The sequence below is a fragment of the Marinicella meishanensis genome, from assembly GCF_019931145.1.
Taxonomy (GTDB): Bacteria; Pseudomonadota; Gammaproteobacteria; order Xanthomonadales; family Marinicellaceae; genus Marinicella; species Marinicella meishanensis.
This window is the reverse complement of the sequence record NZ_JAIOUV010000002.1, coordinates 474,664-501,517: the sequence shown is the minus strand read 5'-3', so window position 1 is coordinate 501,517 and position 26,854 is coordinate 474,664. Positions and strand designations below refer to the sequence as shown.

Here is a 26,854-nt window from a genome sequence, read left to right as displayed (position 1 = left end):
TTTCCATCACCACCAAAAAAGAGAGGGCCTGACCATGAAATACTTATCCACCACATTGCTGTTGTTGTTCACTTTGACCGGTGTGGCACAAACCACCCGCGTGCTGATCGTCGGAGACAGCTGGGCGTCACAACAATGGGACGATGGGGTGCATGATGCGGTGTTTGCCGTCAATGGCTACCCCCAATACATCAGCTATGGCGACAATGTGGCGATCAGCGGATCCACCGCGGCCGAATGGGTGGCCCCCAGTGAATTGCAAAAAATCACCGATGCCTTGAATGCCAACCCGGACATTGACACGGTGCAACTGACCTTGGGTGGCAATGACTTTTTGGACCAATGGAACACGGCACTGACCCCCACCGAGGTGCAAGACATTCAGAATCAAATCATTGCCGATTTACAATTGATCGTCAATCACATCCTGGCCCATGACATCCGCATCGACGTGGTTTTGAGTTTTTATGATTACCCCAACTTTGTCGACACCCTGACTGGCCCCTTCCACGAGTTCTGTGAAGACCTGCACAACAGTTTGGGGGCGCCCACTGCATTGGAAATCAACACCATGGGGGCTTCCTTTGAACAGGCATTTGCTTCGGTGGCCACCAACAACCCGCGGGTGTCTCATGTCAGTCATTTTGGCTTGATGCAAAACCTTTATGGTTTTCCTGATGACAACATCCCGCCGGGCACCATCCAACCCCCTGGCGACATTTCCCTGCCCAGTCCGGTGGAGTCCATGCGTTTGAATTTGGGGTTCATTGTGGATTGTTTTCACCTGCGCCCAGAAGGTTATGACGTGTTGGTGCAAAACACTTATGAGCAGTATTTTCAATACCGCTTCGACACCATCCTCAAATCATCCTTTGAGTAATAAACACACGGCCTGTACCGCCACCCCTTCTTCCCGACCGGTGAAACCCAGGCGTTCGGTGGTGGTGGCTTTGATGCCCACTTGATCGACTTCCAGGTCCATGATCTGGGCCAGACGTTGTTGGATGGCCGCCACGTGTGGCCCGATTTTGGGCCGTTCGGCGATGATGGTGCAGTCGATGTTGCCCACTTGCCAGCCGCGTTGTTCAATCAACTGTTGGCAGTGACGCAAGAACACCGTGCTGTCGCAATCCTGCCATTGGGGATCGGACGGTGGGAAATGTTGGCCAATGTCACCCAAGGCACCAGCCCCAAGCAAGGCATCGCAAATGGCGTGGATCAGCACATCGCCGTCGGAATGGGCGATGAAGCCATGGTCATGGGGGATGCGGACGTTACCCAAAGTGATGTGTGAGCCAGGACCAAAAGCGTGGACGTCAAAACCGGTGCCAATGCGCATCAAAGCCTCCCTTGGGTGGTGAGAATGTGTTGAGCCAACAGCAAATCGTCGTATTGGGTGATTTTGATGTTGGTGTTTTTGCCGACCACCATCAGCGGCGCTTTGCCTTGGGCCTCCAAAGCCGATGATTCATCGGTGATGCTGTCGGCTTCGAACACGGTCAAGGCTTTGAGCAAGTCAGCGCCATTGAACAATTGTGGGGTCAGCGCGGCATACAAGTGGCGGCGATCGACGGTGTGGTCAACGGTGTGGCCATCGCAGGAGTGTTTGATGGTGTCGATCACCGGTTTGACCAGCAAGCCCCCTTGGCCTTGGGCCAGGCAGGTGGCCACCAGGTCGTTGATTTCTGCGGCGGTGACGCAGGGTCTGGCGGCGTCATGCACCAACACCCAATCCTGGGCCCAATTGGGGTGCTGTAGTTGGATGGCGCGGATGCCGTTGCGCACCGAATCATGACGTTGGCTGCCTCCTGGGGTGGTTTGGATGGGGTGTGGCGAGGCCACCGGTGGCAAGTCTTGCCAGTGGCGGTCGGCCGGGTGTAACACCACGGTGATGCCGACGAATTCAGCGGCGTCGGTGGCAACCGCATCGAAGGCTTGGATGCTGTGCGCCAGGACACTTTGTTGACCAATCATTTCATATTGTTTGGGCAAGGCAACGAAAGAACTGTCCGGTTGGCTGTGGCGAAAGCGGGCCCCGGTGCCAGCGGCCACAATGATGATGTGTATGCGCTCAGTTGTCATCGTCGTCGGAGGGGCTGATCACTTGGATGAAGGTTTCGTCTTCCTTGATCATGCCCAATTCAGCACGCGCCCGTTCTTCAATGGCATCCAGCCCGGTTTTCAAACTTTTGACTTCGGCTTCCAGCAGTTCGTTGCGGCGCTTGAGGGTTTCGATTTCGGCTTGCTGTTGTTCCAGTAACAGCAACTTTTCCTTCATTTCTTTGCGGCCACCATCACCAAACTGCTGTTGAAACAATGCCCACAGAATCAGAATTGCCAAAAGGATGTTAAGCCACTTCAAAGGACCGGTCTCTCATTTCTCTCACAGCGCATTGTATCACCATGCCTGCCCACAATACATCCATGGCGGTGTGGCATTTAACCGATGACCCAAACCTCCCAACAGCCAAAATGACCGTTCACGCAATATCTGACCACCGGTGAAGTCAGTTTGATAAAATAATCCAGGAGCAAGGGGCCAGCAACCCCGACTGATTTGAAGCACACATGGGAACAGAACAAAATGATTAAAGTTGAGGCATTGACCAAGAAATACGGGGACTTCACCGCCGCAGAGGACATCAACTTCGAGGTGCATGCCGGTGAGATATTCGGCTTGTTGGGGCCCAATGGCGCCGGCAAATCCACCACCATCAATTGCATTTCGGGATTGATGGTGCCCAGCGAAGGCGAAGTCTACATCAACCAACACGCGGTGACCGGCGATGCGATCCAAGCCAAAGCCTCACTGGGGCTGGTGCCGCAGGACTTGGCCTTGTATGAAGACCTCAATGGCGCGGAAAACCTCAATTTTTGGGCCCAGGCCTATGGTTTGAGCGGCCAATTCATGCAACAGCGCATCGATGAGGTGTTGCAACAAGTGGGCTTGGCGGCCCGGGCCAAGGATCGGGTCAGCACCTATTCTGGCGGTATGAAGCGGCGCTTGAATTTTGCTTGTGGCATCCTGCACCAACCCAAAGCCTTGTTGTTGGATGAGCCCACGGTTGGGGTCGATCCGCAATCGCGGGAACACCTGCTGGGTGCGGTGGAACAACTCAAAGCCCAGGGCACGGCGGTGCTGTACACCACCCATTACATGGAAGAGGCTGAACGCTTGTGTGATCGCATTGGCATCATTGATCACGGCAAGATCATCGCCGTGGGCTCGGTCGATGAACTGCGCTCGCAGATGGGTGAAAAAGACCTGATCACCTTGCAAGGTGATTTCAGTGGGGTTGAGCCAGACTGGTTGGCCGCTCATGTGGCCGGCTTCGAGTTGATTGAATGGCAGCCACAAACGGTGCGTTTCATGGCCGAACAGGCGGCCGAACAATTGTCAGCCATCCTCGGCCGTTTCGCCACCGGCACCGTCAAACAGACCGCTGTGCAACAGGCCAATCTGGAAAGTTTATTCATCAAACTGACTGGCCGTGAGTTGAGGGATTGATCATGAGTTCTCAGCGCATGCCCATCACCGTCGCCGGCCTCCGCCTCAAACGCCTGGTGCGTGAAAAATGGGGGCTGATCTCCTGGTTGGCCATCCCCACCATCATCGTGTTTTTGATGAGTTTGATCGCCGGCACTGGCAGTGGCAAACTGACTGGTAAGCTGTTGATCACCGACCACGATGAATCGGCCGTTTCTCAATTGCTGGCGGGCAGTTTCAACCAAGGACCCTTGGCTGAGATTTTCACCGCCAAGCAGGTCACCGAAGACGAAGGACGGCAGTTGATGGATGCTGGAGAGGCCAGTGCCTGGATCACCATCGATGCGGGCTTTGGTGAAGCTTTCATGAACAACCAACCCGGCCAATTGCGCTTGGTCAAAAATCCAGCGCAGTCGATCTTGCCGCAAATGGTCGAAACGTCGATGCAATTGCTGGTTGATGCGGCGACTTACATCCAAATCCTGTTTGCCGAAGAGTTGGCGGTGCTCAAGCCGATGTTAGAAACCCAAAAATTTGATGACGCCAATCTGGTGGCCCTGACTTTGGGCATCAAACAACAGCTGGAGCGGCTGGAATCGACCTTGTTTCCACCGCAGTTGAAGCTGATCGAAAAGCAAGTGGCCGAAGTGGAGGAGACATCGACCAACATCACTTTTGGTTTGTTGATGTTTCCCGGTGCGATCATCATGGCCCTGATTTTTTCGGCCAATTCACTGGCCGTGTTGATTTGGGATGACGCCGGCAATGGCGTGATACCGCGGCTGGCGGCCACGCCCAAAGCCTTACAAGCTTACAGCACCGGCCAATTTCTCGGCGCCGCTGCCGTGTTCACTTTTTTGACCACGGTGTTGGCAACCCTGGGCGGGTTGTATTTTGCCCTGCCGTGGTGGCAAATCCCGGCCATCATCGTGTGGTTGGTGTTTGCCGGTTTGGTGCTGTATGCGATGTTTGTGTTCATCGCCTTGTTGATGCCCACCGGCAAAGTGGCCAACATCACCATCAGCGCCACCACCTTTCCCTTGTTGATGTTGGGCGGCAGCTTCTTCCCGATGGAGAGCATGCCTCCTTGGTTGGCCGGCATCGGGCAGTTTTTACCCAATGGCTTTTTGCTTAAGGGTTTGAAAGATTGGCTGTTGCGCCAGGAACCGATGATGGAGGCCTTGTGGTTACCGGCCGTGTTGGGCCTGGTCATGTTGGCCGCATTTTGGTTGTTGAGTCGGGTGCTGGTTCGCCAACTGATTCACAAAGTATAAGGAGGCAGAGATGAAACAGATTTGGTTGATCGCCCACAAAGATTTTCTTTACACCATCAAAGACAAAACCGTGTTGGTGTGGCTGTTCATCATGCCTTTGGTGTTTTTCGCCTTCATCGGCACCACCACCCAAGGCTTCAGTGGCGGCTCCGGCAACCAGAGCACCTTGGGGGTGTGGTACGAAGGCCCGGCCGATGATCCGGTGTTTGCCCAGCTGCAGCATCGCCTGGAAGCGGAAGATTACCTGCTGCGGGTGTTCAGTCCAGAGCAACCCCTGTACAACGAAAAATGGACCTTTGAAGACTACTCTCGGCAGTTGTGGGTACCGGCTGAGCTACAAGAACCGATGGCCGCCGGTGAGCCCATTGAGATTAATTACCGCATTGACAATGATGGCATGGGCGGTGATTACCACGTGTTCAAAGTCAACAAAGCGGTGTACCAAACCTTGGGCGATTTGTTGATCCTGAAAAAAACCGCGCCGCAAGACTGGCAACAACTGGACTTCACCCAGGCCAATGAACAGCCCCGGCACATCAAGCTGTTGATCGACAGTGCCGGTGAACAACAAAACATCCCCACCGGCTTCAAGCAAGCGGTGCCCGGCATCCTGGTCATGTTCATCATGATGATCGCTTTGACCAGTGGCGCCATGGCCTTATACCTGGAACGCAAAACCGGGGTACTCAAACGCCTGTCAGCGGCACCGATCACCCCGCGGCAATTGATTTTGGGTAAATGGTTGGGCAAATGGATCTTGGCCGCTTGTCAATTGGTTTACGGCATGATCATGGGTGCCTTGTTGTTCAGCATCCATTGGGGCGAGCATTGGCTGATGATTTTCATCATGCTCATGGCTTGGGCTGCGGCCTGTGCCGGGTTTGCCATTTTTATGGGCTCGGTGGCCAAGAACGAAGGCCAGATCAATGGCATCCCGGTGATCGTGTCCATGTTGTTGGCTGCTTTGGGCGGATGCTGGTGGCCCATCGAAGTGGCCCCAGCCTGGATGCAACAACTGGCCCTGTTCCTGCCCACCGGTTGGGTGATGGACGCCTTGCATGAGTTGATGTATTTTGGCGGCACCCTGGCCGATGTCATGTTCCATCAGTTTGCCTTGTATGGTTTGGCCATCCTGGGCCTGGTGTTGGCGTTCACAAAATTTAACCATGAAGTGAAATGAACCGTTTGTGATTTGCGGTATACTTGGGTGGTTTTAACATTCAGGTGAGTCTCAGATGCGTTGGAAAGGCCAAAGAAAGAGCAGTCGAATAGACGACCGCCGAGGTAAAGGCGGGGTGGTTCGTGGTGGCGCCAAATTGTCCGGGGGCATGATCGTCATTGCCTTGATTTTCGCTTTCATCACCGGCCAAAACCCCTTGGCCATGTTGGGGAATTTGATGCAACAAGGGGGTGGCAGCAGCCAGCAACAGGTGCAGATCCCCAAACAGCCGTCAGCCGCTGAACAAGAAAACGCCGAATTTGCCTCGGTCATTTTGGCCTCCACCGAGGACATGTGGACCCAACTGTTTCGTGCCGCTGGCCAACAATACCAAGCCCCTGAAATGGTGCTGTTTGATGGCCAGGTGCAATCGCGTTGTGGCATCAACTCCGAAGCGGTCGGGCCGTTTTATTGTCCGGCTGACAACAAGGTCTATTTGTCACTGGGGTTCTTTCGGCAGCTGGAGCGGATGGGGGCGCCGGGAGATTTCGCCCGCGCTTACGTGATTGGTCATGAAGTGGGTCATCACATTCAGAACATCACCGGCACCGCCCGCCAAGTGCGGCAATGGCAAAGCCAAGCCAAATCAAAAACCGAAGTGAATCAATTGTCGGTGATGATGGAGCTGCAGGCCGATTGTTTGGCCGGGGTCTGGGCCCACCACGCCAACAAAAAACAAAACATGCTGGAACCCGGTGACATCGAAGAAGGCCTGAGGGCCGCCGCTTCCATCGGTGATGACACCATCCAATCGCGGGCCGGCCGACAAGTGGATGTCGAGTCGTTCACCCACGGTTCCTCAGAACAACGGGTCAAGTGGTTGACCCGCGGTTTACAAACGGGCCAGGCCGATTCCTGTGACACTTTCTCAGAAGGGGTTTAACCCCGACCGATGACGCAAAAAAAAGGCCACCGCAATGGTGGCCTTTTTCGTGGCTGATGGCCGCGATTATTTTTTCACTTTCTTGAACTTCAACGTCCAACGGTCGGTGTTACCGGAGACGGTTTTGCGACCCACTTCATAGCGCAATTCATCATCGGCGCGGTAGTGCAAAGTGGAGTAGTCCACCAGTTCAAAACCGGCGGCCTGGATTTCCAAGATGGCTTTGACCGGATCAAAGCGGCGGCGGTTTTCGTCATTATCGCCTTCCATGTGGCGGCGGGTGTGGTCCACCACGCCATAAATGCCGCCCATTTTCAGGGCATCCCAGGCCGCTTCGTTCATCGCTTGGCGACCGTCTTCAGCAAAGTTGTGGTAGTTTCTGAAGGTCAATACCATGTCGGCTTTTTTGACCCCCAAATCGGCGTTTTCCAGGGAGTAAAAACGGGCCCCGTCTTTGCGGTAAATATTGGAGGCTTCGGCGCCAATTTTGACCGCTGACAAGGCATCGTTGTCACCGATCATGGAACCGACTCGACCGGTGCCCAAGGCCACGGTCAATTCACCTTTTTCTTGCAACACCGGTGCCAGAATTTTGGTGTACCAGCCGCCACCAGGCAACAACTCAACCACTTTCATGTCATGAGAAAAACCCAAAAACTCCAAGGTCTCAACCGGTTTGCGGTTGCGATCGCGGTCTTTTTCGGCGTCGGTTCTGAGGTCAGATTCCATCGCCATTTTGATCAGATCGGCGGTGGATTTTTCATGGTCATCGGCTTGGGCAGTGAATGCCAAACCCACGATCAAAGCGGCGGTAAATAGTTTTTTCATGGTGTCTCCCTAATTCAAAAGTTAACCCTGGATCATAACAGCCCAGTGTGGAATCTCTGTGAAAGTGTGCGGACTTGTTCGGAGTTTTTCAGTCCTGGTTGGCGTCCAGCGTATCGGGCCCTTCACCGGCGGTTTTTTCGTATTGACCAGGGCCGGTCTTGCGGTATTGGGTGAAGCCCTGCTTGGCGATGTTCTTCTCAGACAATGTGGTGTTTGATGAAGCGGTGAGTTCTGCTTGTAAATTCACTGCTTTGATGACTTTTTTGATGGCATGACCACAGTGCGGACAATGGGTCAACTTTGGATCGGCCAGTTTCTGCAACACATCAAAACCACCCAAGCAATAGGTGCAATGGCGGTCAGGGTGTTGGTTTTCGTAGGTGTAAACGGGCATGGCTCAATCATTGTGGGCAAAAAAACACCCATTCATGTCGCCATAAATGGGTGTGATTTGCGCTGAATGCAAGTGCAATCAGTGAATTCCTTTCATGCCTTTCTTCAGGATGGGGGTAATGATCAGCATGAACACACCGGCACCGATACCGAGCCACATCAGGAAATCGAACAGTTCGGTGTATTTGGCCACTTGTTCGGTCATGGTTAAGGTTTCCTCGGCATCACCATCAAAAGCGGCAAATTTCGACAACCGGGTGGCCAGGGTCTCCGACAAGGCGGTGGCAAGGAACCAGGTACCCATGGAGAAACCGACGATTTTGCTCGGAGCCAGCTTGGTCACTGCCGATAAGCCAACCGGAGACAAAGCCAACTCACCTGTGGTGTGCAGCAAATACGCCAACACCAACCAAATCATGGCCACTTTGCCAGAGGCTTCAGGCATGCTGGCACCCAATACCAAGGCGCCAAAACCCAAGCCGGCCTGGATCAAACCCAAACCAAACTTGGCTGGTGTCGATGGTTCCAGGTTGCGTTTGGATAACCACACCCAGAGCCAAGCAAAAACCGGAGCCAACAAGATGATGAAGCCGGCATTCAATGAGCCGAATTGTGAGGCTTTGAATTCAATGCCAAAGGCGGTTCTTTCCATCACCCGATCAGCAAATAAGGTCATGCTGGCACCGGCTTGTTCAAACAAGGCCCAGAACACAATGGTGGACGCAATCAAAACGATCAACACCAATATCCGGCTGCGCTCGACTGGGGTGGATTTCATGAAAGCATAAAACATCATGAAGCCAGCAGCCAAAGCCAACAACACCCATTGGCCTGAGTGGACCCAAGCTTCTCTTTGTACCACAAACCAGATCAGGGCCAGAGACATCAAGGACACCAAGTAAATGGTCCATTCCACATTCAAGGGTCCCAGCACTTTTTTCTTGAGCTTCTCTGGGTCATCGGGGTCGGCATGACCATACAAAAACTTTTGGCCTTTGAGGAAGAAAATCAAACCAAACAACATGCCAATACCAGCGGCACCAAAACCATAACCCCAACCGTAGGTTTCTCCCAACCAACCACACAACAAGGTGGCGGTGAAGGAACCGATGTTGATGCCCATATAAAAGATGGTGAATCCAGAGTCACGCCGTGGGTCTTCGGCTGAATACAGTTTGCCCACTATGGTGGAGATGTTGGGCTTCAGAAAACCCACCCCCAAAATGATGAAGGCCAAAGCCAAATAGAATACATTCAGGGCCGCCAAGTCTTGGGTGACCACGCCATCCACAATGGCCGCTTGTTCACCTTCAACGGCCATCAACAAGTGTCCTATGACCAGCAAGATGCCGCCAAACAACACGGCTTTTCTGGGTCCCAAGTAGCGATCGGCGAGCATGCCACCAATCACCGGAATGGCATAAACCATACCGGCATAAGCGCCCAGCACGTCCAGGCCTTCGGCATCAGTGAATAGATGGTATTTGGTTAAGTACAACACCAACAAAAACTTCATGCCATAAAATGAGAACCGTTCCCACAGTTCGGTAAAGAAGCACACATAGAGACCTTTGGGATGACCCCACATCTCATTTCTGGCTTCCTGAGTAAACACTTCAGTATTCATAAATCTTCCTCTTATTGATGATCAGTCAGTTCTTCGTTGAGTGGTAAAACGTGAACCGGGCACAGATGGTTTTTGGTTCAAGGGTGTTGTTTGCCAACGGTAATTTTGGCAACTTGCACACGCTCCCTACGACCAAAGCAGTAGATGATAACACAAAAAATCTGAATCGGGACTGACTGGTTTAATGGGAATTTAACAAGCCGTCGGCTGCTTGAATGGTGGGTGTCAAATGGTTCATGAGACCCAGGTGGGTATTTTTACGTTGTTTATTTTGGGTTAAAGCTGCTAGAATTTTGGCATCCATTATCAGGGGTGTTGATGTCTACCACAGAAAATCAAAAACGACTGGCCAATAAAACCATCTTCTTGACCGGCGCATGCGGTGCGTTGGGTTCGGCCCTGGCGCTGCGCTTGACGCAACAGGGGGCCAATTTGATCATCAGCGACAAAAATCCCCGGGCTTTGGACCGCTTGTGTGATGAGCTGGTCAAACGGGACCTCAAGGAGCCGGTGATTTATCCAATGAACCTGATAGGTGCCACCCCCAATGACTACATGCAATTGAGCAAAGTCATCAAAGACAACTTCGTGGTGTTGGATGGCTTGGTCCACACCGCGGCAGAATTTGGCAGTCTCACGCCGTTCCTGCTGTATGAAGCGTCGCGTTGGTTGAAGGAAATGCAGGTCAATGTCAATTCACCGATCTTTTTGACCCAAGCCCTGTTGCCATTGATATTGAAAAGCAAGGGCTCGGTGATTTTCACCTCAGACAACCTGGAAACCTTGGGCAAAGCCTATTGGGGTCAATATGGGGTGGGCAAAGCGGCGATCGAACAGTTCGCCAACATCCTGGCCCAGGAATGTGAAAACCAAGGGGTCAATGTGTTGACCATCACCCCACCACCGATGCACACACCGCTGCGGGCCAAAGCCTGGCCGGCGGAAAATCCAGACCGTTTGGCCAAACCTTTGGATGTGGCCGATTTATATGTGGATGCGTTGGCGCCAGTGGATGCCGTGTCTTAAACCGTCGCGACTGATTTTTCATCCGCGCAAAAAAAAGCCCTGAGGGTCAGGGCTTAATACACTAAGTCGCTCAATCCTATTACAATCCTATTCAGCTTCTTTGAGTTTCTATCTTATAACTTTTATCCCCTATTCGCGCTGGAAAATCTGTGAAGCACTTATCATTTGAGCACATTGCTGGGCCATTTTTGGCTGAGTTTTTCGCTTGAGTATACCATTGTCGGGCCAAACGGGCTTGGCTGGCGTCATCCACCCGGTAATTCGGTCAGGGCTTTGCCTTGCAGTTAGTCGATGGTTTTTGTATCATTCAGTCTTCAATCTTTGGAACGTCACCCAAACCCGTGTCAGCGCTTGAACTCAGAATCATCATCTTCCTCATTGGCCTGGTTGTGCTGGGGTTGATCTATTATTTTGGCACCCGCAAACCGAGCCACACCCGGCCTGACATCGATGCCGATGAGTTGTTCCAAATCGAGCCGGAAATCAAAGCCGAAGAACCCTTGCCGGACGTTGCTGAGACCGGCACCATGACCGCTGACCGCCGCATCGTGACCTTGTTTTTACACGCCAAAGACGGCCTGCAATTCGATTGGCATCAGATCAAGGATTCCGCGGCCAAAGCCGGCTTGGAGTACGGTGAGGACCATTTGTTTTACCGTTATCGCCGGGTGGGTTCTCAGAAGAAGGCCTTGTTTTTGGTGGCCAACATGCTCAAACCCGGGGTGTTTGATCCGGATTTGCGCACCACCGGCTTGGTCTTCATCATGACCTTGCCCGGTGAAATGAATGCTTTGGACTTGTGGGACACCATGTTTCCGGTGGCCAAACGCATGGCTGAGTTGTTGGACGGGTCATTGACCGATGAAAACCACAGTGCCTTTTCCCGCCAACGCATCGCCTCGATGCGGGAAGAAATGCGGACTTTTGAAAGCGCTCAGGCATGACTCAAGCCGCCTCCCGCGAAGACTATTTGGAGTTGATCCGCCATTTGAATGAACTGGCCTACCAGTATTACGTGCTGGATGAACCGCTGGTGGCCGATGCCGAATACGATCAACTCTATCAACAACTGTTGGCCCTGGAAGGCGAGCACCCGGATTGGGTCAGCAGCGACTCGCCCACCCAGCGGGTGGCCGATCAGCCGCTGGATAAATTCCATCCAGTGCAGCACGCCATGCCGATGTTGTCTTTGGGCAACGTCTTCAGTGACGAGGAACTGCAGGATTTCGTGGAACGGGTGAGCAACCGCTTGGGCAAAGCCGGTATGGATCCCGGCACCATCGACTTTTCTGCCGAGCCCAAATTGGACGGTCTGGCCGTCAGCATCCGCTATGAACAAGGCCAATTGGTGCAAGCCGCCACGCGCGGTGATGGCACCACCGGCGAAGACATCACCGCCAACATCAAAACCATCCAATCCATCCCCCTGAGCCTGCGCGGCGAGGCCGTGCCTGCGGTGTTTGAAGTCAGGGGTGAGGTGGTGATGCCACGCGATGGCTTCAAACAATACAACCAATGGGCGGCAGAACACGAAGAAAAGGTGTTTGCCAATCCACGGAATGCCGCGGCCGGATCCTTGCGTCAGCTGGATCCCAAAAAAACCGCACAACGGCCGTTGGCGTTTTATGCCTATTCGGTGGGCGTGGTCGAGCCGCCGCATGAGCAAACCAGCCACAGTGAGGTGTTGCGCTGGATCCAAAGCCTGGGTTTGCCGGTCAATCATTTGAATCAAGTGGTCCAGGGGGCGGCTGGCTGTGCGGCCTTTTATCAACACATCGGTCAGCAGCGGGAAGCCTTGAATTTTGACATCGATGGGGTGGTCTATAAGGTCAACGATTTGGCCTGGCAGGAAGCTTTGGGCTTTGTCACCAAAGCCCCACGCTGGGCCACCGCCCATAAATTCCCGGCTGAGGAAGCCACCACTGTGGTCGAAAACATCGACGTGCAAGTGGGCCGCACCGGCAGCATCACCCCGGTGGCCCGGTTACAGCCGGTGACCGTTGGTGGCGTCACCGTTACCAATGCCACCTTGCACAACGAAGATGAAATCAGGCGCAAAGACGTGCGGGTCGGTGACACCGTGTTTGTGCGTCGCGCCGGCGACGTGATTCCGGAAGTGGTTAAAGTGGTGTTGGCCAAACGGCCAGTGGACACCCAAGCCTTTGCCATGCCCAGCCATTGCCCGGTTTGTGACACGCCATTGCTGCGGATCGAAGGGGAAGCGGTGTGGCGGTGTCCAGCCGGCCTGACCTGTGATGCCCAGCGCAAAGAGTCGATCAAACATTTCGCTTCGCGCAAAGCCATGGACATCGAAGGGTTGGGGGATAAATTGGTGGAACAGTTGGTTGATGCCGGACTGATCAACACCCCGGCCGATTTGTTTCAGCTGCGACTGTCACAGGTCTCGGGTTTGGAGCGCATGGCAGAAAAATCGGCGACCAATTTGTTGGCCGGCATCGAAGCCTCGAAAGACACCACCCTGCCACGCTTTGTGTTTGCCTTGGGCATCCGTGAAGTGGGCGAGGCCACGGCCCTGACCTTGGCCACCCACTTACAAACCCTGCCAGCCATCATGGCGGCCGACACCGACGCTTTGTTGGCCTTGCCCGACATCGGTGAGGTGGTGGCGCAAAAAATCCGCCAGTACTTTGACAATGAGGACAACCAAGCGGTGATCCAAGCCTTGGTTGACGCCGGCATCCATTGGCCAGCCATTGAAGTGCCGAATGAATCCTCACAACCACTGCAAGACCAGACCGTGGTGCTGACCGGTTCTTTGTCACGGATGACCCGGGCCGAAGCCAAACAAAAACTGCAGGCGTTGGGCGCCAAAGTCACTGGTTCGGTGTCGGCCAAAACCACCTTGTTGGTGGCCGGCGAAAAGGCCGGCTCCAAACTGACCAAGGCCCAACAATTGGGTGTGCGGGTGGTGGACGAAGACTGGTTGCTGCAGCAATGAGTCAGTGGGCTGCATGGCCCGTTGCGCATTCAGTCATATCCCAGTCAGTCAAAGCGCAGTCAGTCAAAGCCATTGGCAAACAAGGTATCCACGTACACCGCGTTGTCACACAAAACGTCCGCCGTCTCGCTGCTCAAATAGAGGTTGTTGTGGCTGGTGTTGAAGCTGAAGCGCTGTAAACCGATGAATTGCAAATTGGTGGCCGCCGCCCAATCCAAAGTGTCCAAAGGTGGCTGACCATTGGCTTGCAGGCATTCGGTCATGTCGCTGTTGAAGTGGATGATTTGGTTGGCAAAGTCGATCATCACATCACCATTGAGTTGATAGGCGTGACCATCCAAAACGGGCGTCAAGTTCATGGTCTGTGGCGCTTCCTGGGCGTTGGCCAAGGCTGCCCACAGCAGGCCGCAAGCCCATGTGGCACCCTGGGTCAGGGGCTGGCATGTTTTCATGTTGGGTTCTCATTTCAGGTTGTTCCGGCTCATGGTAACAAGCCAAACATTCAGAAATCAGCAAGAAAACGTTAGGGTCTTGTTGGGGCTTCAGAACCCGGTGCCCAAGCGCAGGTAGAAGCGGGCTTCGCCGTCATGGCTGTAGCCGGTGCCCAAAAACATCACGGTGTCTTGCACGTCGAATGAAATCCCGGCAGACATGCCATAGATCATCTCGTCGATTTTGATGTTGCGCTGCCAGACATTGCCCCAGTGGGTTTTGAAGGCCAGGTCGGGCACCCCGATGATGGGCAGGTCTATGGAGCTCAAGGGCGTGTACCAGCCCAATTCCAGCAGAAAGGCATTCAAACCCAACAAAGAATGGGTCGGGTAGCCGGCAAAATCATCGATGCCACCATAGGCTTTGAAAAACTCTTCTTCGTCGACCAGGTCGGTGAAGTCGAATTTGACCCGCACATGGGCGGCCGATTTGTCAAACATGGGGAAGCGGCGGTAGCCGTCAAAGCTGAGGTATTGCACCCGATCAAACAGCCCCAATTCGGTTTTGATGTCATAGCCATGTCTGGCGCCAACGGCCTTTTCCAGGGTGTCGTAACCGTAATTCACTTTCAGGCCCACGGTGCGGTTGATGGCGGTGTCAAAATCAACGTCATTGATCACCGGCACCACGCTTTCGTCTTTGTACCAAATGCCGGCGCGCAGTTCGCTGTTGATGTTGGGGTTGTAGCCAAGGTTCAGACCAAAACCAAACTTTTTGATGTCGTATTCACCGGTGGCGTCGATGCCCTGATAAAAACGCCGGGTGTCTTTGATGGTGTCGATGTTAGCGGTAGCAAAAAAGCGGTTGTCAAAATCCAGTGGTTGGTACAGTTCGGATTGCCAAGCCAGCACCGAACCGATGCTCAAGTCATTGACCCAACGCCCGCCTTTGCGGTTGATGTTGTACCGGTGGTGGCGCACCAACAATGAGATGCGGGTGTTGGAATCGAAATCATCCTGTACCTTCAAGCCGAATTTCAAGTAATCAGGCCCCCAGCGTTTTTCCTGCACTTTGAAGACGATGCCACGACCGCTTTCGGCATTTTCATCGACGTGGTAGGTCATCACCTGGATGTCTTCTTCTTCAGCCACCGTCTGGTCGACGAATTCTTGCACCAACTGGGCTTTGAATTCCTGGCCGATCAACCTGGCAGCATGCGACATCAGGCGTTCGGTTGAGGTGCGCTTGTTGCCGGTGAATTCAACAAAGCGAATGCGGCTGGGGATTTCGCGTGGCAGGAAATTGCGGCTTTCCAGGTGGGTCACATACGCTTTGGGACTCAGGCTCAAAGGCGCCAATTCCACCGATTTTTGGTAGGTGGTCAAATAGCCGTCATTGATCATGTCGGCCGCCCGATCAAACATCGAGGCATCGATGCCCTCCAGTGGCGGCTGGATCACGATGTCGGCCAGTTTTAAGGACGCTTTGGTGTTTTGCACCAAGGCCACATCAATGCTTTGGTATGTGACAGCCAACACCGATGATTGTTCATCGACCCGGGCCAATGGTGAGGAGATGTTCACCGCGATGACGATGTCGGCCCCCATGGCTTTGACCACGTCCACTGGCAAATTGTTCAGCATGCCCCCATCAACCAACATGCGGTCGTGGTGTTTGACCGGGCCGAACACCAGTGGCACCGCCATGGATGCGCGCATGGCCATGGCCAAATCGCCGTGGTCGATGACATAGGGCTCGCCTTCATTGAGATCGGTGGTTACGGCCCGAAAAGGGATCGGGAATTGATCAAAGTCCTGTTCATTGAAGGAACCCACCAGGCGTTGTAATTCAAGCATCACTTTGTGGTCGCCGACCAAGCCAGTGCCTGATTTTGCCCCTTCGCGGGAGATGCCAATTTCCAAATCGGCAAAATAGTCTTTCTCTTCTTGTTTTTGGCGGTAGTCTTTCAGTTGTCGTTTGGCCGAGGGGTTCAAGGCGTCATCCCAGTCGACTGAGCGGATGGCCCATTCCAAATCTTCCGGGCTCATGCCGGTGGCATACAAACCACCCACAATGCTGCCCATCGAGGTACCGGCAATGTAATCAATGGGGATGTTTTTTTCTTCCAGCGCTTTGAGCACCCCGACATGGGCCATGCCACGGGCACCGCCACCGGACAAGGCCAAACCAACCTTGGGCCGTTCTCTGGCCTCTGCCCAGGCCGCTGACAGCAGCATCAGGCACCAGCCGATGGTGCGAATGTTCATTGACTTAAACATGATTCGATTGGATCGATCTGACCGATCTGTACAAGAATTCCCATTTGAATTTTAACCAAACTCGAGCCACAAAACCATCCCGATCTCATTGAAATGTGAACCATTTCTTTAATTTGATTGTTGCCAGTCAGCGGTGCCATGAATCGGTTGACAACCCAATCAAGGGTTGTCTTCCTGGTTGGGTCTGGGCTCAATGGTCATGGTTTTTTCGAAGGAACCTTCGTCGTTGTAACCTTTGACCGTGACCAGTTCGCCCACGGTGTAAGAGAACAGGGCTTGGCGGTATTGGTCGAAAGAGTTGATCACCCGGTTTCCCAAGTGGGTGACCACATCCTTGGACTTGATGCCGGCTTGTTCGGCCGCGCTGTTGGGCAACACATTGGAAACCATGATGCCAATGGCTGGTTTGGGGATGCCGTAGACCGCGTGGCCATAAGGATTGATGAATTGGATCCCCAGCCAGCCGCGCAGCACTTGGCCATGCTGGATCAATTGGTTGATGACTTGCACGGCGGTGTTGGAAGGGGTGGCAAAGTTAATGCCCTCTGCCCCATATTGGCCATAGCTGGCGGTGCTGATGCCGACCACTTGACCCAGGGGATTGATCAGGGGGCCGCCGGAATTACCTTGGTTGATGGCGGCATCGGTTTGGATGAAATTTTCCAACTGTTTTTCGGTGCTCAAGGGGTTTTCGGTCAAGCCTTGGCGGCCGGTGGCACTGACGATGCCCAATGAAGCACTTTGATTCAAGCCGAAGGGGTTGCCCACAGCCAGTACCACATCGCCGGTGTTGACCCGATCGCTGTCGGCAAATTCAGCCGCGGTGACATTGGCGGCGTTGATCTTGATCACCGCCAAGTCGGTCAAAGGATCCTGGCCCACGAAACTGGCATCAAAAGTTTGGTTGTCCCACAGGTAAACCACCACCCGGGTGGCGTCATCAATCACGTGTTTGTTGGTGACGATGTGTCCTTGGTCGGTGACGATCACGCCAGAACCCAAATAACTGCGGGTCAAATAGGGTGCGCGGGGTGATATGCCCGGCGAGTTGGCGGGCACCCGTTGGTTGCTTTGGGTGTAGATGCTGACCACCGAGGGGGAAATTTTATTCACCGCCGGAGCATATGAGAACAGCAGTTGGGGTTGTTCGACCGGTGGATCCTCAGCGAAAAACTTGTCACTGATCATCAGGTACAGAAAGCCGGCCGCCAGGCCTATGGTGACGTATTTGAGGATGAATAGCAGGTATGACTTCATGAATTGGCTTGGCTTGGTTCGTGTTAAGGGCTTGTGGCATGTCTTTACAGCGGCTGGCGCGGCCCATGACCCAACCGCGTTGCCTGTGTGCCATTGTAACCAATCGTGACCTGGCTTGCAGTGGTCAATGGTCACAATCAGTGGCCCAAGTTGGCGCATCCAGGCAGCCACGATCACGGCTTGTGTGACCGTTGAGTTTGGACCCAAAGGGCGGCTGAAAATTCCGATTAAATGACTGCTTGGCTATGAAAAAACATTAAAATCTTGTAAAATTGCGCGGATTTATAATTTGATACACCTTGTGTGCGATTTTTGCCCACAAGATTTGATTCATTAGGGGTTAATTCAATGACTGAAGATGTCAACAAAAGTCGTCGCACTTTGTTGCTCAGTACGGGCGCTGTGGGCGTCGTTGGTGCTGGGTTCGCGGCCGTTCCTTTCCTCAAATCTTGGCTGCCATCAGAGCGTGCCAAAGCCGCCGGTGGCCCGGTTAAGACCGACATTTCCAAAGTGGAACCCGGTCAAATGTTGAATGTTTTGTGGCGTGGACAGCCGGTGTTTTTGGTCAACCGCACCGAGCGACAAACCGCTGTGTTGGAATCATTGAATGACCAATTGAAAGATCCCAATTCAGAATCCAGCATGCAACCCGACTACATTGAGGACATCTACCGCGCCAGAAAGAAAAACTTTTTGGTGGTGGTGGGTATTTGTACGCACTTGGGTTGTTCGCCAAAATACTATCCAGATTTGGTGCCGCAATCATTCGATGAGAATTGGAAAGGCGGTTTCTTCTGCCCCTGTCACAATTCTCGTTTTGACATTTCAGGTCGGGTTTTCGCTGGCTCACCAGCCAGTCGCAACCTCGACATTCCGCCATACACTTTCTTAGATGAAAACACCATCGAGATCGGCACCGATGGGGAGCAAGCATAATGGGAAAAATAGCAAGTTCAAGCAGTAAATCTGCATCCGGCTTCATGGGCTGGTTGAATGACCGTTTACCGGTCACGCAATTCTACAAAGACCATTTGTCAGAATACTACGCACCGAAAAATTTTAACTTTTGGTATTTCTTTGGATCTTTGGCCTTGTTGGTGTTGGTCAACCAAATCCTCACCGGGATTTGGCTTACCATGCATTACAAACCCGATGCCGAAAAAGCCTTTGGCATGGTTGAATACATCATGCGCGATGTGCCCTGGGGCTGGTTGATCCGTTACCTGCACACCACCGGTGCTTCGGCTTTCTTCATTGTGGTTTACTTCCACATGTTCCGTGGCTTGTTGTATGGCTCATACAAAAAACCGCGTGAGTTGGTCTGGGTCTTCGGCATGGTGATTTACCTGGCCTTGATGGCCGAAGCCTTTCTGGGCTATGTGTTGCCTTGGGGTAACATGTCTTACTGGGGTGCCAAAGTGATCACCCAATTGTTTGGTGCGGTGCCGTTTGTCGGTGACGCGCTGGTTGAATGGGTGCGCGGTGACTACTTGATTTCAGACGCCACTTTGAACCGTTTCTTTGCGCTGCATGTGGTGGCCTTGCCATTGGCCATTGTGGCCTTGGTGGTGTTGCACATCGCGGCCTTGCACACCGTCGGTTCTAACAACCCTGAAGGCATCGACATCAAAAAACACAAAGACGAAAACGGCAAGCCGTTGGACGGCATTCCGTTCCACCCTTACTACACCGTCAAAGACATCTTTGGTGTGGGCATGTTCTTATTGGTGTTCCTGTTCATCGTGTTCGTTAAACCGGACATGGGTGGTCTGTTCCTGGAACACGACAACTACGTACCCGCTGATCCAGCAGTGACCCCACTGCACATCAAGCCGGTGTGGTATTTCACCCCGTTTTATGCCATGTTGCGGGCCGTGCCTGACATGCAAATGGGGGCCTTGATCATGTTGTTGGCCATCGTGGTCTTGTTCTTCCTGCCTTGGTTGGATCGGTCACCAGTCAAATCCATTCGTTACCGCCGCTGGCCGTTCAAATTGATGTTGGGCCTGTTCACCATCACATTTGTGGTCTTGGGTTGGCTGGGAATGCAAGCCGGTAGTGTCACCTTGACGCGCATTGCCCAAGTGCTGACGGGCTTTTATTTCTTCTATTTCATTTGGCTGTATTTCTACAGTCGCAATGAAAAATACCACGAAGTTCCAGAGAGAATAGGGGATCACTGATGAAAAATATGATTGTAATGACCTTGGGTTTGTTGCTGTTTTCTGGTTTCGCATCAGCGGCCGGTGATGCCTACATTGGTGAGCACGTGCAAACCAACATCCGCTCCACCGACTCTCTGCGCAAAGGGGCCAAAACCTACATGAACTACTGCATGGGGTGTCACTCCATGGAATGGCAACGCTACAACCGCGTGGCCGAGGATTTGGGTTTGACCGAAGATGAAATGATGAATGGCTTGGTGCTGACCGATGCCAAATTCACCGACAAAATGACCATTGCCATGGCTGCCGAAGATGCCGAAACCTGGTTTGGTAAGGCGCCACCGGATTTGACGGTGATTGCCAAGGCCCGCGGTTTGGACTGGTTGTACAACTTCTTGATCAACTATTACGTGGATCCCAGTCGACCCACCGGTTGGAACAACCTGACTTTTGAAAATGCCTCCATGCCACACATCTTGTGGGAATTCCAAGGCATTCGCCAAGCCAACTTTGATGTCCACACCGATGCCGAAGGCAATGAAACCAAAACCTTCAACAGTTTTGAGCAGCTTGAGCCTGGCACCATGACCGAGCAGGAATACAAAGCGATGGTCACTGACTTGGTCAATTTCCTGGACTACTCTTCGGAGCCAGCACAATTGATTCGCATGTCATTGGCGCCATGGGTGCTGTTGTTTGTGGTGGTCTTCACCTTCCTGGCGTATTTGTTAAAAGTGAACTATTTCAGGGACATACACTGAAGGGACTCGATTGAACGCCTTAACAAAAAGGTCAAAATTTGATAACATGAAGGGTTTTTGCGGATGGGTTCTGCAAAAACCCTTTTTAACATGATAAATAAGGAGAATGCCAGGTGTCAATTATTGAACGTGGACGATCAGTTATAACCATTTATTCAGAAACTGAAGCTTTTGACTCCCACCGGATTCGGTTCCTGTTGGCCACCAAAAGCATCAACTGCAAAATCATTTCTGTGGACCGCAGCGACCCGCCTGAGGACTTGTTGGCCAACAACCCCACGCTGGAAGTACCGACTTTGGTGGATCGTGACATGCACCTGTATGGGGTCAATGTGATCACCGAATATTTGGATGAACGCTACCCACATCCGCCGTTGATGCCACCTGATCCGATGACCCGTGCGCGTTTGCGTTTCACGGTTTATCGCCTGGAAAATGGTTGGTTCCAATACGTCAACAAAATTGAATCGGCCGTGGGCAAAGCCAAAGAAGCGGCGGTGGCTGATTTAACAGCCGAGTTGGTGGCGGCGGAATCGTTGTTCAGCCAAAATCCTTATTTCATGAATGCCGACATGACCTTGGTGGACACCAATTTGGTGCCCTTCTTGTGGCGTTTGGAGCACTATGGTTTGGATTGGGAAGCCCTGCCCAAAGCCTTGCGTAACTATGCCCACCGCATGTTCCAAAGCAAAGCCTTCAAGAAATCCATCACCGAGTCAGAACGCGAGTACCGCTTTGATTTTTGATCCTGACATGACCTCGGTCAAACCCTATTTCATCCAGGCCTTGCATCAGTGGATCAGCGACAATGGCTTGACCCCACTGGCCGTGGTGGATGCGTCATATCCAGGCATTCGGGTGCCAGATGGGGTGGTGGAAGACGGCAAAATCGTGTTGAACGTCTCCCATGACGCCACTAGCCATTTGCAAATGGATGAAGAATTGCTCACTTTCAATGCCCGTTTTTCCGGGGTGTCTCATGCCATCATCATTCCAATGGAAGCGGTGTCAGCGGTATACGCCCGCGAAAATGGCAAAGGCATGATGTTTGATGTCGAAAGTGACGCGGTTGAAGAAGGTGCGAATACTGATGAGGCCGAAAAGCCCAAAAGCGGTCGTCCCAATTTGAAACTGGTCGATTAACCATGCAAGCCAACGAAGCCACACAAACCGCCACCGAAGCCGCCCCAGCAGCGGCACCGGTCAGTGATGTGACCCAAATCATCAACAACTTGTCGGCCTATTTACCCGACTCGTGGCAACCTTATTGGGAACAAATCCAGTCGATTCCCTTGTTGGCCTTCGTCGTGGTCGTGGTGTTGGGCTATGTGGTGGCCAAGATTGGGGTGGCGATTTTCAGCAAAAGCCTCACCCAAATCACCAAACGCACCAAAAGCGACGTTGATGACCAGTTGATCGAAACCCTGCGGCGGCCGTTTTTCCTCACCATATTCTTTTTCTTCTTGGGCATGGCGGTGAAAACCGTGGGTTTGTCGCCCGCTTTGGAAAGCAACCTGATTCGGGTGCTGGCCAGCATCCTGGTGTTCAGCTGGATGATGCGTGGCTTCAAAGTCCTGCACCTGTTGTTGAAGTCTTTGTCCAGTTTGAAAGACAAATTTGAACTCATTCAACCGAAAACCATTCCCTTGTTCGAGCTGATCGGCAAGATTCTGTTGATTGGTTTGGGTTCGTACATCTTGTTGGTGATTTGGGGCATCAACCCCACCGCTTGGTTGGCCTCGGCAGGGGTCATCGGCATCGCGGTTGGTTTTGCCGCCAAAGACACTTTGGCCAATTTATTTTCCGGTTTCTTCATCATCGCTGACACCCCATATAAGGTGGGCGACTTCGTCAATCTGGATTCCGGCGAGCGCGGCATGGTGACCCATGTCGGCATGCGTTCCACCCGTTTGTTGACCCGCGATGACATTGAAATCACCATCCCTAACAACGTCATCGGCAACGCCAAGATCATCAATGAAAGTTCGGGTCGCTGGGAAAAAAGCCGGATCCGCATCCAAGTCGGTGCGGCTTATGGTTCGGATGTGAAACAGGTGTGTGAAGTGCTTGAGAAAGTGGCCAAAGCACATCCCGATGTGGTGAAAAACCCGGCTGCACGGGTGCGCATGCGGGCTTTTGGGGCGTCCTCTTTGGATTTCGAATTGTTGGCCTGGATCCCCACACCGGTGTTGCGTGGTCGCATCAAACATGAATTGCACATGCAAGTGTATGAAGCATTCAACCAAGCCGGCATTGAGATTCCCTACACCAAACAAGACCTGTACATTAAGGAGTTTCCTGGCAAAGCATCTTCAGGTCTGGCAGACGCTGGCCAAGCGGCCTCCGAATGATTGCTGAGCAGTGCCCACAGACATTGATCAACTGAAGGAGCAACTGCCGGGTCACGTCATGACCCAAGACCTGCATCGCCTGCAAACCCGCCTGCAACGCTGTCAAAACCAGCCCAAACAGCTGGCCCAGGTGTTGGCCGACATCAGTGACTCTCAACAGCGTTGTGCCGCACGCAAAGCGCAGCTGCCGACAGTCGAATTGGTGGCCGAATTGCCCATCAGTCAACAGGCACAAAAAATCCAAAGCACCATCAGTGAACACCAGGTCACCATCATCGCCGGTGAGACCGGCTCGGGCAAAACCACGCAAATACCCAAAATTTGTTTGCAAGCCGGCTTGGGCGTCACCGGCCAAATCGCTTGCACCCAACCGCGACGGATTGCCGCCAAGTCGGTGGCACAGCGGGTGGCCGATGAGTTGTCGGTGCCGTTGGGCACCGCGGTCGGTTACCAAGTCCGGTTCGACGAACAATTCAGCCAGGATGGTTTCATTCGGTTCATGACCGATGGCATTTTGTTGCAACACACCTTGCGCGATAAATTCCTCAATGAATTCGACACCATCATCATTGATGAGGCCCATGAGCGCAGCCTGAACATCGACTTTTTGTTGGGCATCCTCAAACAGTTGCTGCCACAGCGCCCTGAGCTGAAAGTGGTCATCACCTCGGCCACCATTGACACCGAAAAGTTCGCCGCCCACTTCGATGACGCACCGATCATCAACGTCAGCGGTCGCACCTATCCAGTCACCACCCACTACCGGCCACTGGAAGAGCACAACCTGGAGTTGAACCAAGGCATCATCCGGGCCATCGATGAAATCTATGCCCAAGGTCCAGAGGGTGATGTGTTGGTGTTTTTGCCCGGTGAGCGTGAAATCAATGAAGCGGCCGAAGTGCTGCAGAAGAAACACCTGCCGAACACCGAGGTGTTGAAACTGTATGCTCGGCTCACGGCTGCGGATCAGATGCGCATATTCAAACCGGGTGACAAACGCCGCATCATCGTTTCCACCAATGTGGCCGAAACCTCGTTAACGGTGCCGCGCATTCATTATGTGATTGACTCAGGTCTGGCCCGCATCAGCCGCTATTCTGCGCGCAGCAAAATCCAAGGCTTACAGATTGAACCGATCGCGCAGGACAGTGCCAACCAACGCATGGGTCGCTGTGGTCGCATCGCCGATGGCCATTGTTATCGGCTGTATGCAGAGCAGGATTTCGAAGCCCGACCGGAGCACACCGATGCCGAAATCCTGCGCACGTCCTTGGCCTCGGTGATCTTGCAAACCCATGTATTGCGCTTGGGCCATTTGACCGCTTTCCCATTCATTGATCCACCGGATTACAAGATGATCAGTGATGGCTACCAACTGTTGATCGAATTGGAAGCCCTGGACGAGGGACAGCAACTGACCCCCACCGGCCGGCTGATGGCCCACTTGCCGATTGATGTGCAGTTGGGTCGCATATTGATCAAAGCCAATGGTTTGGGTTGTTTGAAAGACCTGTTGATCATCGTTTCGGGTTTGTCCATTCAAGACCCCCGGGAACGGCCCTTGGAATGGGCCCAGGCCGCCGATCAAAAACACCAACGCTACAACCACGAGAAATCGGATTTCATGGCCTTGTTGAAACTGTGGAAACACTTGGATCAACAACGCAAAAAACTGAAAAACAAAGGGTTCAAACAATGGTGTCGGGATCATTTCATCTCAATCAAACGTTACATGGAATGGAAAGACGTCAACCGCCAGTTGACGGCTTTGGTCAAACGCCAAAAAATGGTGGTCAGCGAGCAACCCGCGAATTACGAACAGATCCACAAAGCCCTGTTGGCCGGTTTCATCTCGCACGTTGGCATGCACCAGTCTGACCGGGATTATTTGGGCACGCGCAACAAAAAGTTCATGATCTTTCCCGGCTCCGGGCTGTATGGGGCCAGCCCCAAATGGCTGTTGGCCGGGCAAATTGTTCACACCTCGCAGGTCTTTGCCCGCATGGTGGCTTCCTTGGAGGTGGCGTGGATCCATGACGTTGGCCGACACCTGATCAAGAAGTCTTATTACGACCCTTTTTGGTCGAAGAAACACGGCACGGTGATGGGTTATCAACGCAGCGTGATGTTGGGTTTGGTGTTAAGGGAAAAACAACAAATCCACTATGGCCCACATGATGCCAAGACCGCCCGACACCTGTTCATTTCACAAGCCTTGGTGGAACAGCACATGCACACGCGCATGGCCTTTTTCCACCACAACGCCAAGTTGATGGCCGCCATCCAGGCCGAAGAGGACCGCTCCCGCAAGAAGGATTTGTTGATCGATCCGGGCACCTTGTATGACCTGTATGATGCGGTGATTCCGGCCGGCATTTATTCGGAAGTGCAGCTGCGCAAATGGGTGGCCAAAAATGGTGATCAGGGGCTTAAATTCAGCGATCAAGACCTGTACCTGCGGGCGGTGCCCAAAGACCGCGCCGAGCAGTTTCCTGAAACGTTGACCATCCGCAATTTGACCTTGCCGTTGACCTATGAATTCCAACCAGGCAGTGAGACCGACGGGGTCACCGCACACATTGAGTTGCCATGGCTCAATGCCCTGAATGCCAATGACTTCGAGTATTTGGTCCCGGGCTTGTTGCCGGAAAAGCTGGAAATGTTGATCAAAGGCCTGTCCAAAAGCATCCGTCGCGGCTTGTTCCCGATCAAAGAATACGCCGAAATCCTCAGTGATTCACTGGATCATGCATTGCCATTTTATTCCCAGGTGGTGCAATGGGTGTTCCGCAAAAATGGCCTGCAAACCCAAGTTGAAGATTGGCAAACCACCGAACTGGATGACCATTTGAAGTTTCGCTTCGTGGTCTATGATAACAACAGGAAAGTCCTCCAAAGCGGTCGGGATTTCAATGCCTTAATCGAGGCATTGAGCCGCCAAGCCAACCGCAGTTTTCAACAAACTGCATCGAAGCAGAAAAAAGTCGATGGTGCCAAAGATTGGGTGTTTGGTGATTTGGCCCAAGAGATCCAGTTGGACAACGGCATTTTGGCTTACCAGGCCATTGTCGATCAAGGCGATCAGGTGGGGTTGCGCTTGTTTGAAAATGCCCACCAGGCGGCGTTGAAACACCGCCAAGGCATCAAGCGGCTGCTGGCGATCAAATACCCCAAAATCATCAAAAACGCCCTGCGGGTGCAACTGAACCTGAAAGCCGAAATGGCCTGGAATGCCTTGGACAGCGGCCAACGTTTGATCGATGAGTTGCTTGACGCCTTGTTGGAAAAACACATCACGGCCGCTGACTGGATTGGCAATCAGGCCCAATTCGATCAACTGGCTGACCACCTCAACCGACATTTGTATCAAGACACCCATGCCTGGGCCGAGTTGTTGTCACCGGTGATGCAACAATGGCATGCCACCTGGCAGGCGGTGGAAGACCACAGCGACCGCTTGACCGAAGCCAGTTACCACGACATGCAGTATCAATTGGATTATTTGGTCTATGCCGACTTCGTGCACCATGTGCGCATGAGCGACCTGGAAAACTACCCACGTTATTTCAAAGCCCTGTCCATGCGCTTGGACGCGGCCATGCATTCACCCCCGAAAGAAGCCGAAAAACTCAAAGAGCTGAGCCAGGTGAGCAAACCCTTCTATGACTATTGTGACCAAATTGATGAATTCACCGAGGCCCACCAAGACTTTCTGATGTTGTTGGAAGAATTGCGCGTCTCCTTGTTTGCCCAGAGCCTCGGCACCCAACAAAAAGTCTCAGTCAAACGACTCAAGCAAGCCTTCAAGGCTTTGTGATCGCAAAATAAGTGGTATTGGAATTTTCAGACCAGGCTGTGGGCTTCGACAGGCTCAGCCACCTTTGGTGTTGAACCCTGGGTTGGTAAAAGATTG

The 26,854-nt window shown here is 53.0% G+C and carries 24 protein-coding genes; 15 read left to right on the top strand and 9 right to left on the bottom strand.

Annotated features, from left to right (window positions below):
- The first annotated feature begins 34 nt into the window (after nucleotides 1-34).
- Nucleotides 35-880 carry an SGNH/GDSL hydrolase family protein gene (locus tag K7G70_RS04725; protein WP_223787448.1) on the top strand — a complete coding sequence of 282 codons (846 nt, stop codon included), beginning with the start codon at nucleotides 35-37 and terminating at the stop codon, nucleotides 878-880.
- Here K7G70_RS04725 and ispF read toward each other — a convergent pair.
- From ispF to K7G70_RS04710, 3 genes are read right to left on the bottom strand one after another with little or no spacing between them, the layout of a single operon-like run.
- Entirely contained in the window at nucleotides 866-1,339 is a 474-nt protein-coding gene (ispF, locus tag K7G70_RS04720; protein ID WP_305067287.1) for a 2-C-methyl-D-erythritol 2,4-cyclodiphosphate synthase, read from the bottom strand. The two genes, K7G70_RS04725 and ispF, sit on opposite strands and share 15 nt — an antisense overlap.
- The gene (locus tag K7G70_RS04715) at nucleotides 1,339-2,082 is read right to left on the bottom strand and encodes an IspD/TarI family cytidylyltransferase (protein ID WP_223787446.1); all 744 of its coding nucleotides are present in this window, start codon (nucleotides 2,080-2,082) and stop codon (nucleotides 1,339-1,341) included. The genes ispF and K7G70_RS04715 overlap by 1 nt, the downstream gene beginning before the upstream one ends.
- Entirely contained in the window at nucleotides 2,072-2,362 is a 291-nt protein-coding gene (locus K7G70_RS04710) for a septum formation initiator family protein (RefSeq protein WP_223787445.1), read from the bottom strand. Before K7G70_RS04710 ends, K7G70_RS04715 begins: the two co-directional genes overlap by 11 nt.
- A 222-nt stretch (nucleotides 2,363-2,584) precedes the next feature.
- Here K7G70_RS04710 and K7G70_RS04705 point away from each other — a divergent pair, with 222 nt between their 5' ends.
- Genes K7G70_RS04705 through ypfJ form a run of 4 tightly spaced genes read left to right on the top strand, consistent with a single transcriptional unit; the run spans nucleotide 2,585 to nucleotide 6,863 of the window.
- Entirely contained in the window at nucleotides 2,585-3,508 is a 924-nt protein-coding gene (locus tag K7G70_RS04705) for an ABC transporter ATP-binding protein (protein ID WP_223787444.1), read from the top strand.
- 2 nt (nucleotides 3,509-3,510) lie between these two features.
- Complete coding sequence (locus tag K7G70_RS04700; RefSeq protein ID WP_223787443.1) at nucleotides 3,511-4,761, top strand: ABC transporter permease; 1,251 nt, start codon at nucleotides 3,511-3,513, stop codon at nucleotides 4,759-4,761.
- 10 nt (nucleotides 4,762-4,771) lie between these two features.
- The gene (locus tag K7G70_RS04695; RefSeq protein ID WP_223787442.1) at nucleotides 4,772-5,941 is read left to right on the top strand and encodes an ABC transporter permease; all 1,170 of its coding nucleotides are present in this window, start codon (nucleotides 4,772-4,774) and stop codon (nucleotides 5,939-5,941) included.
- Between the two features lie 55 nt (nucleotides 5,942-5,996).
- On the top strand, nucleotides 5,997-6,863 hold the full coding sequence (gene ypfJ, locus K7G70_RS04690) for a KPN_02809 family neutral zinc metallopeptidase (RefSeq protein ID WP_223787441.1): 867 nt from the start codon (nucleotides 5,997-5,999) through the stop codon (nucleotides 6,861-6,863).
- A 66-nt stretch (nucleotides 6,864-6,929) separates the two neighbouring features.
- On the opposite strand, the gene K7G70_RS04685 is transcribed toward ypfJ, so the two are convergent.
- From K7G70_RS04685 to K7G70_RS04675, 3 genes are all read right to left on the bottom strand, one after another.
- Entirely contained in the window at nucleotides 6,930-7,691 is a 762-nt protein-coding gene (locus K7G70_RS04685; protein ID WP_223787440.1) for a class I SAM-dependent methyltransferase, read from the bottom strand.
- A gap of 88 nt (nucleotides 7,692-7,779) precedes the next feature.
- The gene (locus tag K7G70_RS04680; protein WP_223787439.1) at nucleotides 7,780-8,085 is read right to left on the bottom strand and encodes an FmdB family zinc ribbon protein; all 306 of its coding nucleotides are present in this window, start codon (nucleotides 8,083-8,085) and stop codon (nucleotides 7,780-7,782) included.
- Nucleotides 8,086-8,163: 78 nt separating this feature from the next.
- Nucleotides 8,164-9,711 (bottom strand): peptide MFS transporter, encoded by a 1,548-nt coding sequence (locus tag K7G70_RS04675; RefSeq protein ID WP_223787438.1) that lies wholly within the window; start codon nucleotides 9,709-9,711, stop codon nucleotides 8,164-8,166.
- A gap of 318 nt (nucleotides 9,712-10,029) precedes the next feature.
- Here K7G70_RS04675 and K7G70_RS04670 point away from each other — a divergent pair, with 318 nt between their 5' ends.
- The 3 genes from K7G70_RS04670 to ligA all read left to right on the top strand — a co-directional run bounded on the left by K7G70_RS04670 (nucleotide 10,030) and on the right by ligA (nucleotide 13,696).
- The gene (locus tag K7G70_RS04670; protein ID WP_223787437.1) at nucleotides 10,030-10,737 is read left to right on the top strand and encodes an SDR family NAD(P)-dependent oxidoreductase; all 708 of its coding nucleotides are present in this window, start codon (nucleotides 10,030-10,032) and stop codon (nucleotides 10,735-10,737) included.
- A gap of 341 nt (nucleotides 10,738-11,078) precedes the next feature.
- Nucleotides 11,079-11,681 carry a cell division protein ZipA gene (locus K7G70_RS04665; RefSeq protein WP_223787436.1) on the top strand — a complete coding sequence of 201 codons (603 nt, stop codon included), beginning with the start codon at nucleotides 11,079-11,081 and terminating at the stop codon, nucleotides 11,679-11,681.
- On the top strand, nucleotides 11,678-13,696 hold the full coding sequence (ligA, locus tag K7G70_RS04660; RefSeq protein ID WP_223787435.1) for an NAD-dependent DNA ligase LigA: 2,019 nt from the start codon (nucleotides 11,678-11,680) through the stop codon (nucleotides 13,694-13,696). Before K7G70_RS04665 ends, ligA begins: the two co-directional genes overlap by 4 nt.
- 59 nt (nucleotides 13,697-13,755) lie before the next feature.
- Here ligA and K7G70_RS04655 read toward each other — a convergent pair whose 3' ends face one another.
- From K7G70_RS04655 to K7G70_RS04645, 3 genes are all read right to left on the bottom strand, one after another.
- On the bottom strand, nucleotides 13,756-14,148 hold the full coding sequence (locus K7G70_RS04655) for a hypothetical protein (protein WP_223787434.1): 393 nt from the start codon (nucleotides 14,146-14,148) through the stop codon (nucleotides 13,756-13,758).
- Between the two features lie 90 nt (nucleotides 14,149-14,238).
- Nucleotides 14,239-16,395 carry a patatin-like phospholipase family protein gene (locus K7G70_RS04650; RefSeq protein WP_223787433.1) on the bottom strand — a complete coding sequence of 719 codons (2,157 nt, stop codon included), beginning with the start codon at nucleotides 16,393-16,395 and terminating at the stop codon, nucleotides 14,239-14,241.
- Nucleotides 16,396-16,566: 171 nt separating this feature from the next.
- Nucleotides 16,567-17,664 (bottom strand): S1C family serine protease, encoded by a 1,098-nt coding sequence (locus K7G70_RS04645; RefSeq protein ID WP_223787432.1) that lies wholly within the window; start codon nucleotides 17,662-17,664, stop codon nucleotides 16,567-16,569.
- Nucleotides 17,665-18,012: 348 nt separating this feature from the next.
- Here K7G70_RS04645 and petA point away from each other — a divergent pair, with 348 nt between their 5' ends.
- From petA to hrpA, 7 genes are all read left to right on the top strand, one after another.
- A complete protein-coding gene (petA, locus tag K7G70_RS04640; RefSeq protein WP_223787431.1) occupies nucleotides 18,013-18,600 on the top strand; it encodes a ubiquinol-cytochrome c reductase iron-sulfur subunit in 588 nt (195 codons plus the stop codon).
- 8 nt (nucleotides 18,601-18,608) lie between these two features.
- Complete coding sequence (locus K7G70_RS04635) at nucleotides 18,609-19,847, top strand: cytochrome b (RefSeq protein ID WP_488801373.1); 1,239 nt, start codon at nucleotides 18,609-18,611, stop codon at nucleotides 19,845-19,847.
- Complete coding sequence (locus tag K7G70_RS04630; protein ID WP_223787429.1) at nucleotides 19,847-20,590, top strand: cytochrome c1; 744 nt, start codon at nucleotides 19,847-19,849, stop codon at nucleotides 20,588-20,590. Before K7G70_RS04635 ends, K7G70_RS04630 begins: the two co-directional genes overlap by 1 nt.
- A 113-nt stretch (nucleotides 20,591-20,703) precedes the next feature.
- Complete coding sequence (locus K7G70_RS18045) at nucleotides 20,704-21,336, top strand: glutathione S-transferase N-terminal domain-containing protein (RefSeq protein WP_223787428.1); 633 nt, start codon at nucleotides 20,704-20,706, stop codon at nucleotides 21,334-21,336.
- Between the two features lie 7 nt (nucleotides 21,337-21,343).
- Complete coding sequence (locus K7G70_RS04620) at nucleotides 21,344-21,733, top strand: ClpXP protease specificity-enhancing factor (RefSeq protein WP_255589865.1); 390 nt, start codon at nucleotides 21,344-21,346, stop codon at nucleotides 21,731-21,733.
- A gap of 2 nt (nucleotides 21,734-21,735) precedes the next feature.
- Nucleotides 21,736-22,941 (top strand): mechanosensitive ion channel family protein, encoded by a 1,206-nt coding sequence (locus tag K7G70_RS04615; RefSeq protein WP_223787426.1) that lies wholly within the window; start codon nucleotides 21,736-21,738, stop codon nucleotides 22,939-22,941.
- Between the two features lie 10 nt (nucleotides 22,942-22,951).
- A complete protein-coding gene (gene hrpA, locus K7G70_RS04610) occupies nucleotides 22,952-26,758 on the top strand; it encodes an ATP-dependent RNA helicase HrpA (protein ID WP_223787425.1) in 3,807 nt (1,268 codons plus the stop codon).
- Nucleotides 26,759-26,854 lie beyond the last annotated feature (96 nt).

Bases quoted from the DNA above. Each gene is read 5' to 3' on its own strand.
- K7G70_RS04725 (WP_223787448.1), top strand. From the start codon at position 35: ATGAAATACTTATCCACCACATTGCTGTTGTTGTTCACTTTGACCGGT.
- ispF (WP_305067287.1), bottom strand. From the start codon at position 1,339: ATGCGCATTGGCACCGGTTTTGACGTCCACGCTTTTGGTCCTGGCTCA.
- K7G70_RS04715 (WP_223787446.1), bottom strand. From the start codon at position 2,082: ATGACAACTGAGCGCATACACATCATCATTGTGGCCGCTGGCACCGGG.
- K7G70_RS04705 (WP_223787444.1), top strand. From the start codon at position 2,585: ATGATTAAAGTTGAGGCATTGACCAAGAAATACGGGGACTTCACCGCC.
- K7G70_RS04700 (WP_223787443.1), top strand. From the start codon at position 3,511: ATGAGTTCTCAGCGCATGCCCATCACCGTCGCCGGCCTCCGCCTCAAA.
- K7G70_RS04695 (WP_223787442.1), top strand. From the start codon at position 4,772: ATGAAACAGATTTGGTTGATCGCCCACAAAGATTTTCTTTACACCATC.
- ypfJ (WP_223787441.1), top strand. From the start codon at position 5,997: ATGCGTTGGAAAGGCCAAAGAAAGAGCAGTCGAATAGACGACCGCCGA.
- K7G70_RS04685 (WP_223787440.1), bottom strand. From the start codon at position 7,691: ATGAAAAAACTATTTACCGCCGCTTTGATCGTGGGTTTGGCATTCACT.
- K7G70_RS04680 (WP_223787439.1), bottom strand. From the start codon at position 8,085: ATGCCCGTTTACACCTACGAAAACCAACACCCTGACCGCCATTGCACC.
- K7G70_RS04675 (WP_223787438.1), bottom strand. From the start codon at position 9,711: ATGAATACTGAAGTGTTTACTCAGGAAGCCAGAAATGAGATGTGGGGT.
- K7G70_RS04670 (WP_223787437.1), top strand. From the start codon at position 10,030: ATGTCTACCACAGAAAATCAAAAACGACTGGCCAATAAAACCATCTTC.
- ligA (WP_223787435.1), top strand. From the start codon at position 11,678: ATGACTCAAGCCGCCTCCCGCGAAGACTATTTGGAGTTGATCCGCCAT.
- K7G70_RS04655 (WP_223787434.1), bottom strand. From the start codon at position 14,148: ATGAAAACATGCCAGCCCCTGACCCAGGGTGCCACATGGGCTTGCGGC.
- K7G70_RS04650 (WP_223787433.1), bottom strand. From the start codon at position 16,395: ATGAACATTCGCACCATCGGCTGGTGCCTGATGCTGCTGTCAGCGGCC.
- K7G70_RS04645 (WP_223787432.1), bottom strand. From the start codon at position 17,664: ATGAAGTCATACCTGCTATTCATCCTCAAATACGTCACCATAGGCCTG.
- petA (WP_223787431.1), top strand. From the start codon at position 18,013: ATGACTGAAGATGTCAACAAAAGTCGTCGCACTTTGTTGCTCAGTACG.
- K7G70_RS04630 (WP_223787429.1), top strand. From the start codon at position 19,847: ATGAAAAATATGATTGTAATGACCTTGGGTTTGTTGCTGTTTTCTGGT.
- K7G70_RS04620 (WP_255589865.1), top strand. From the start codon at position 21,344: ATGACCTCGGTCAAACCCTATTTCATCCAGGCCTTGCATCAGTGGATC.
- K7G70_RS04615 (WP_223787426.1), top strand. From the start codon at position 21,736: ATGCAAGCCAACGAAGCCACACAAACCGCCACCGAAGCCGCCCCAGCA.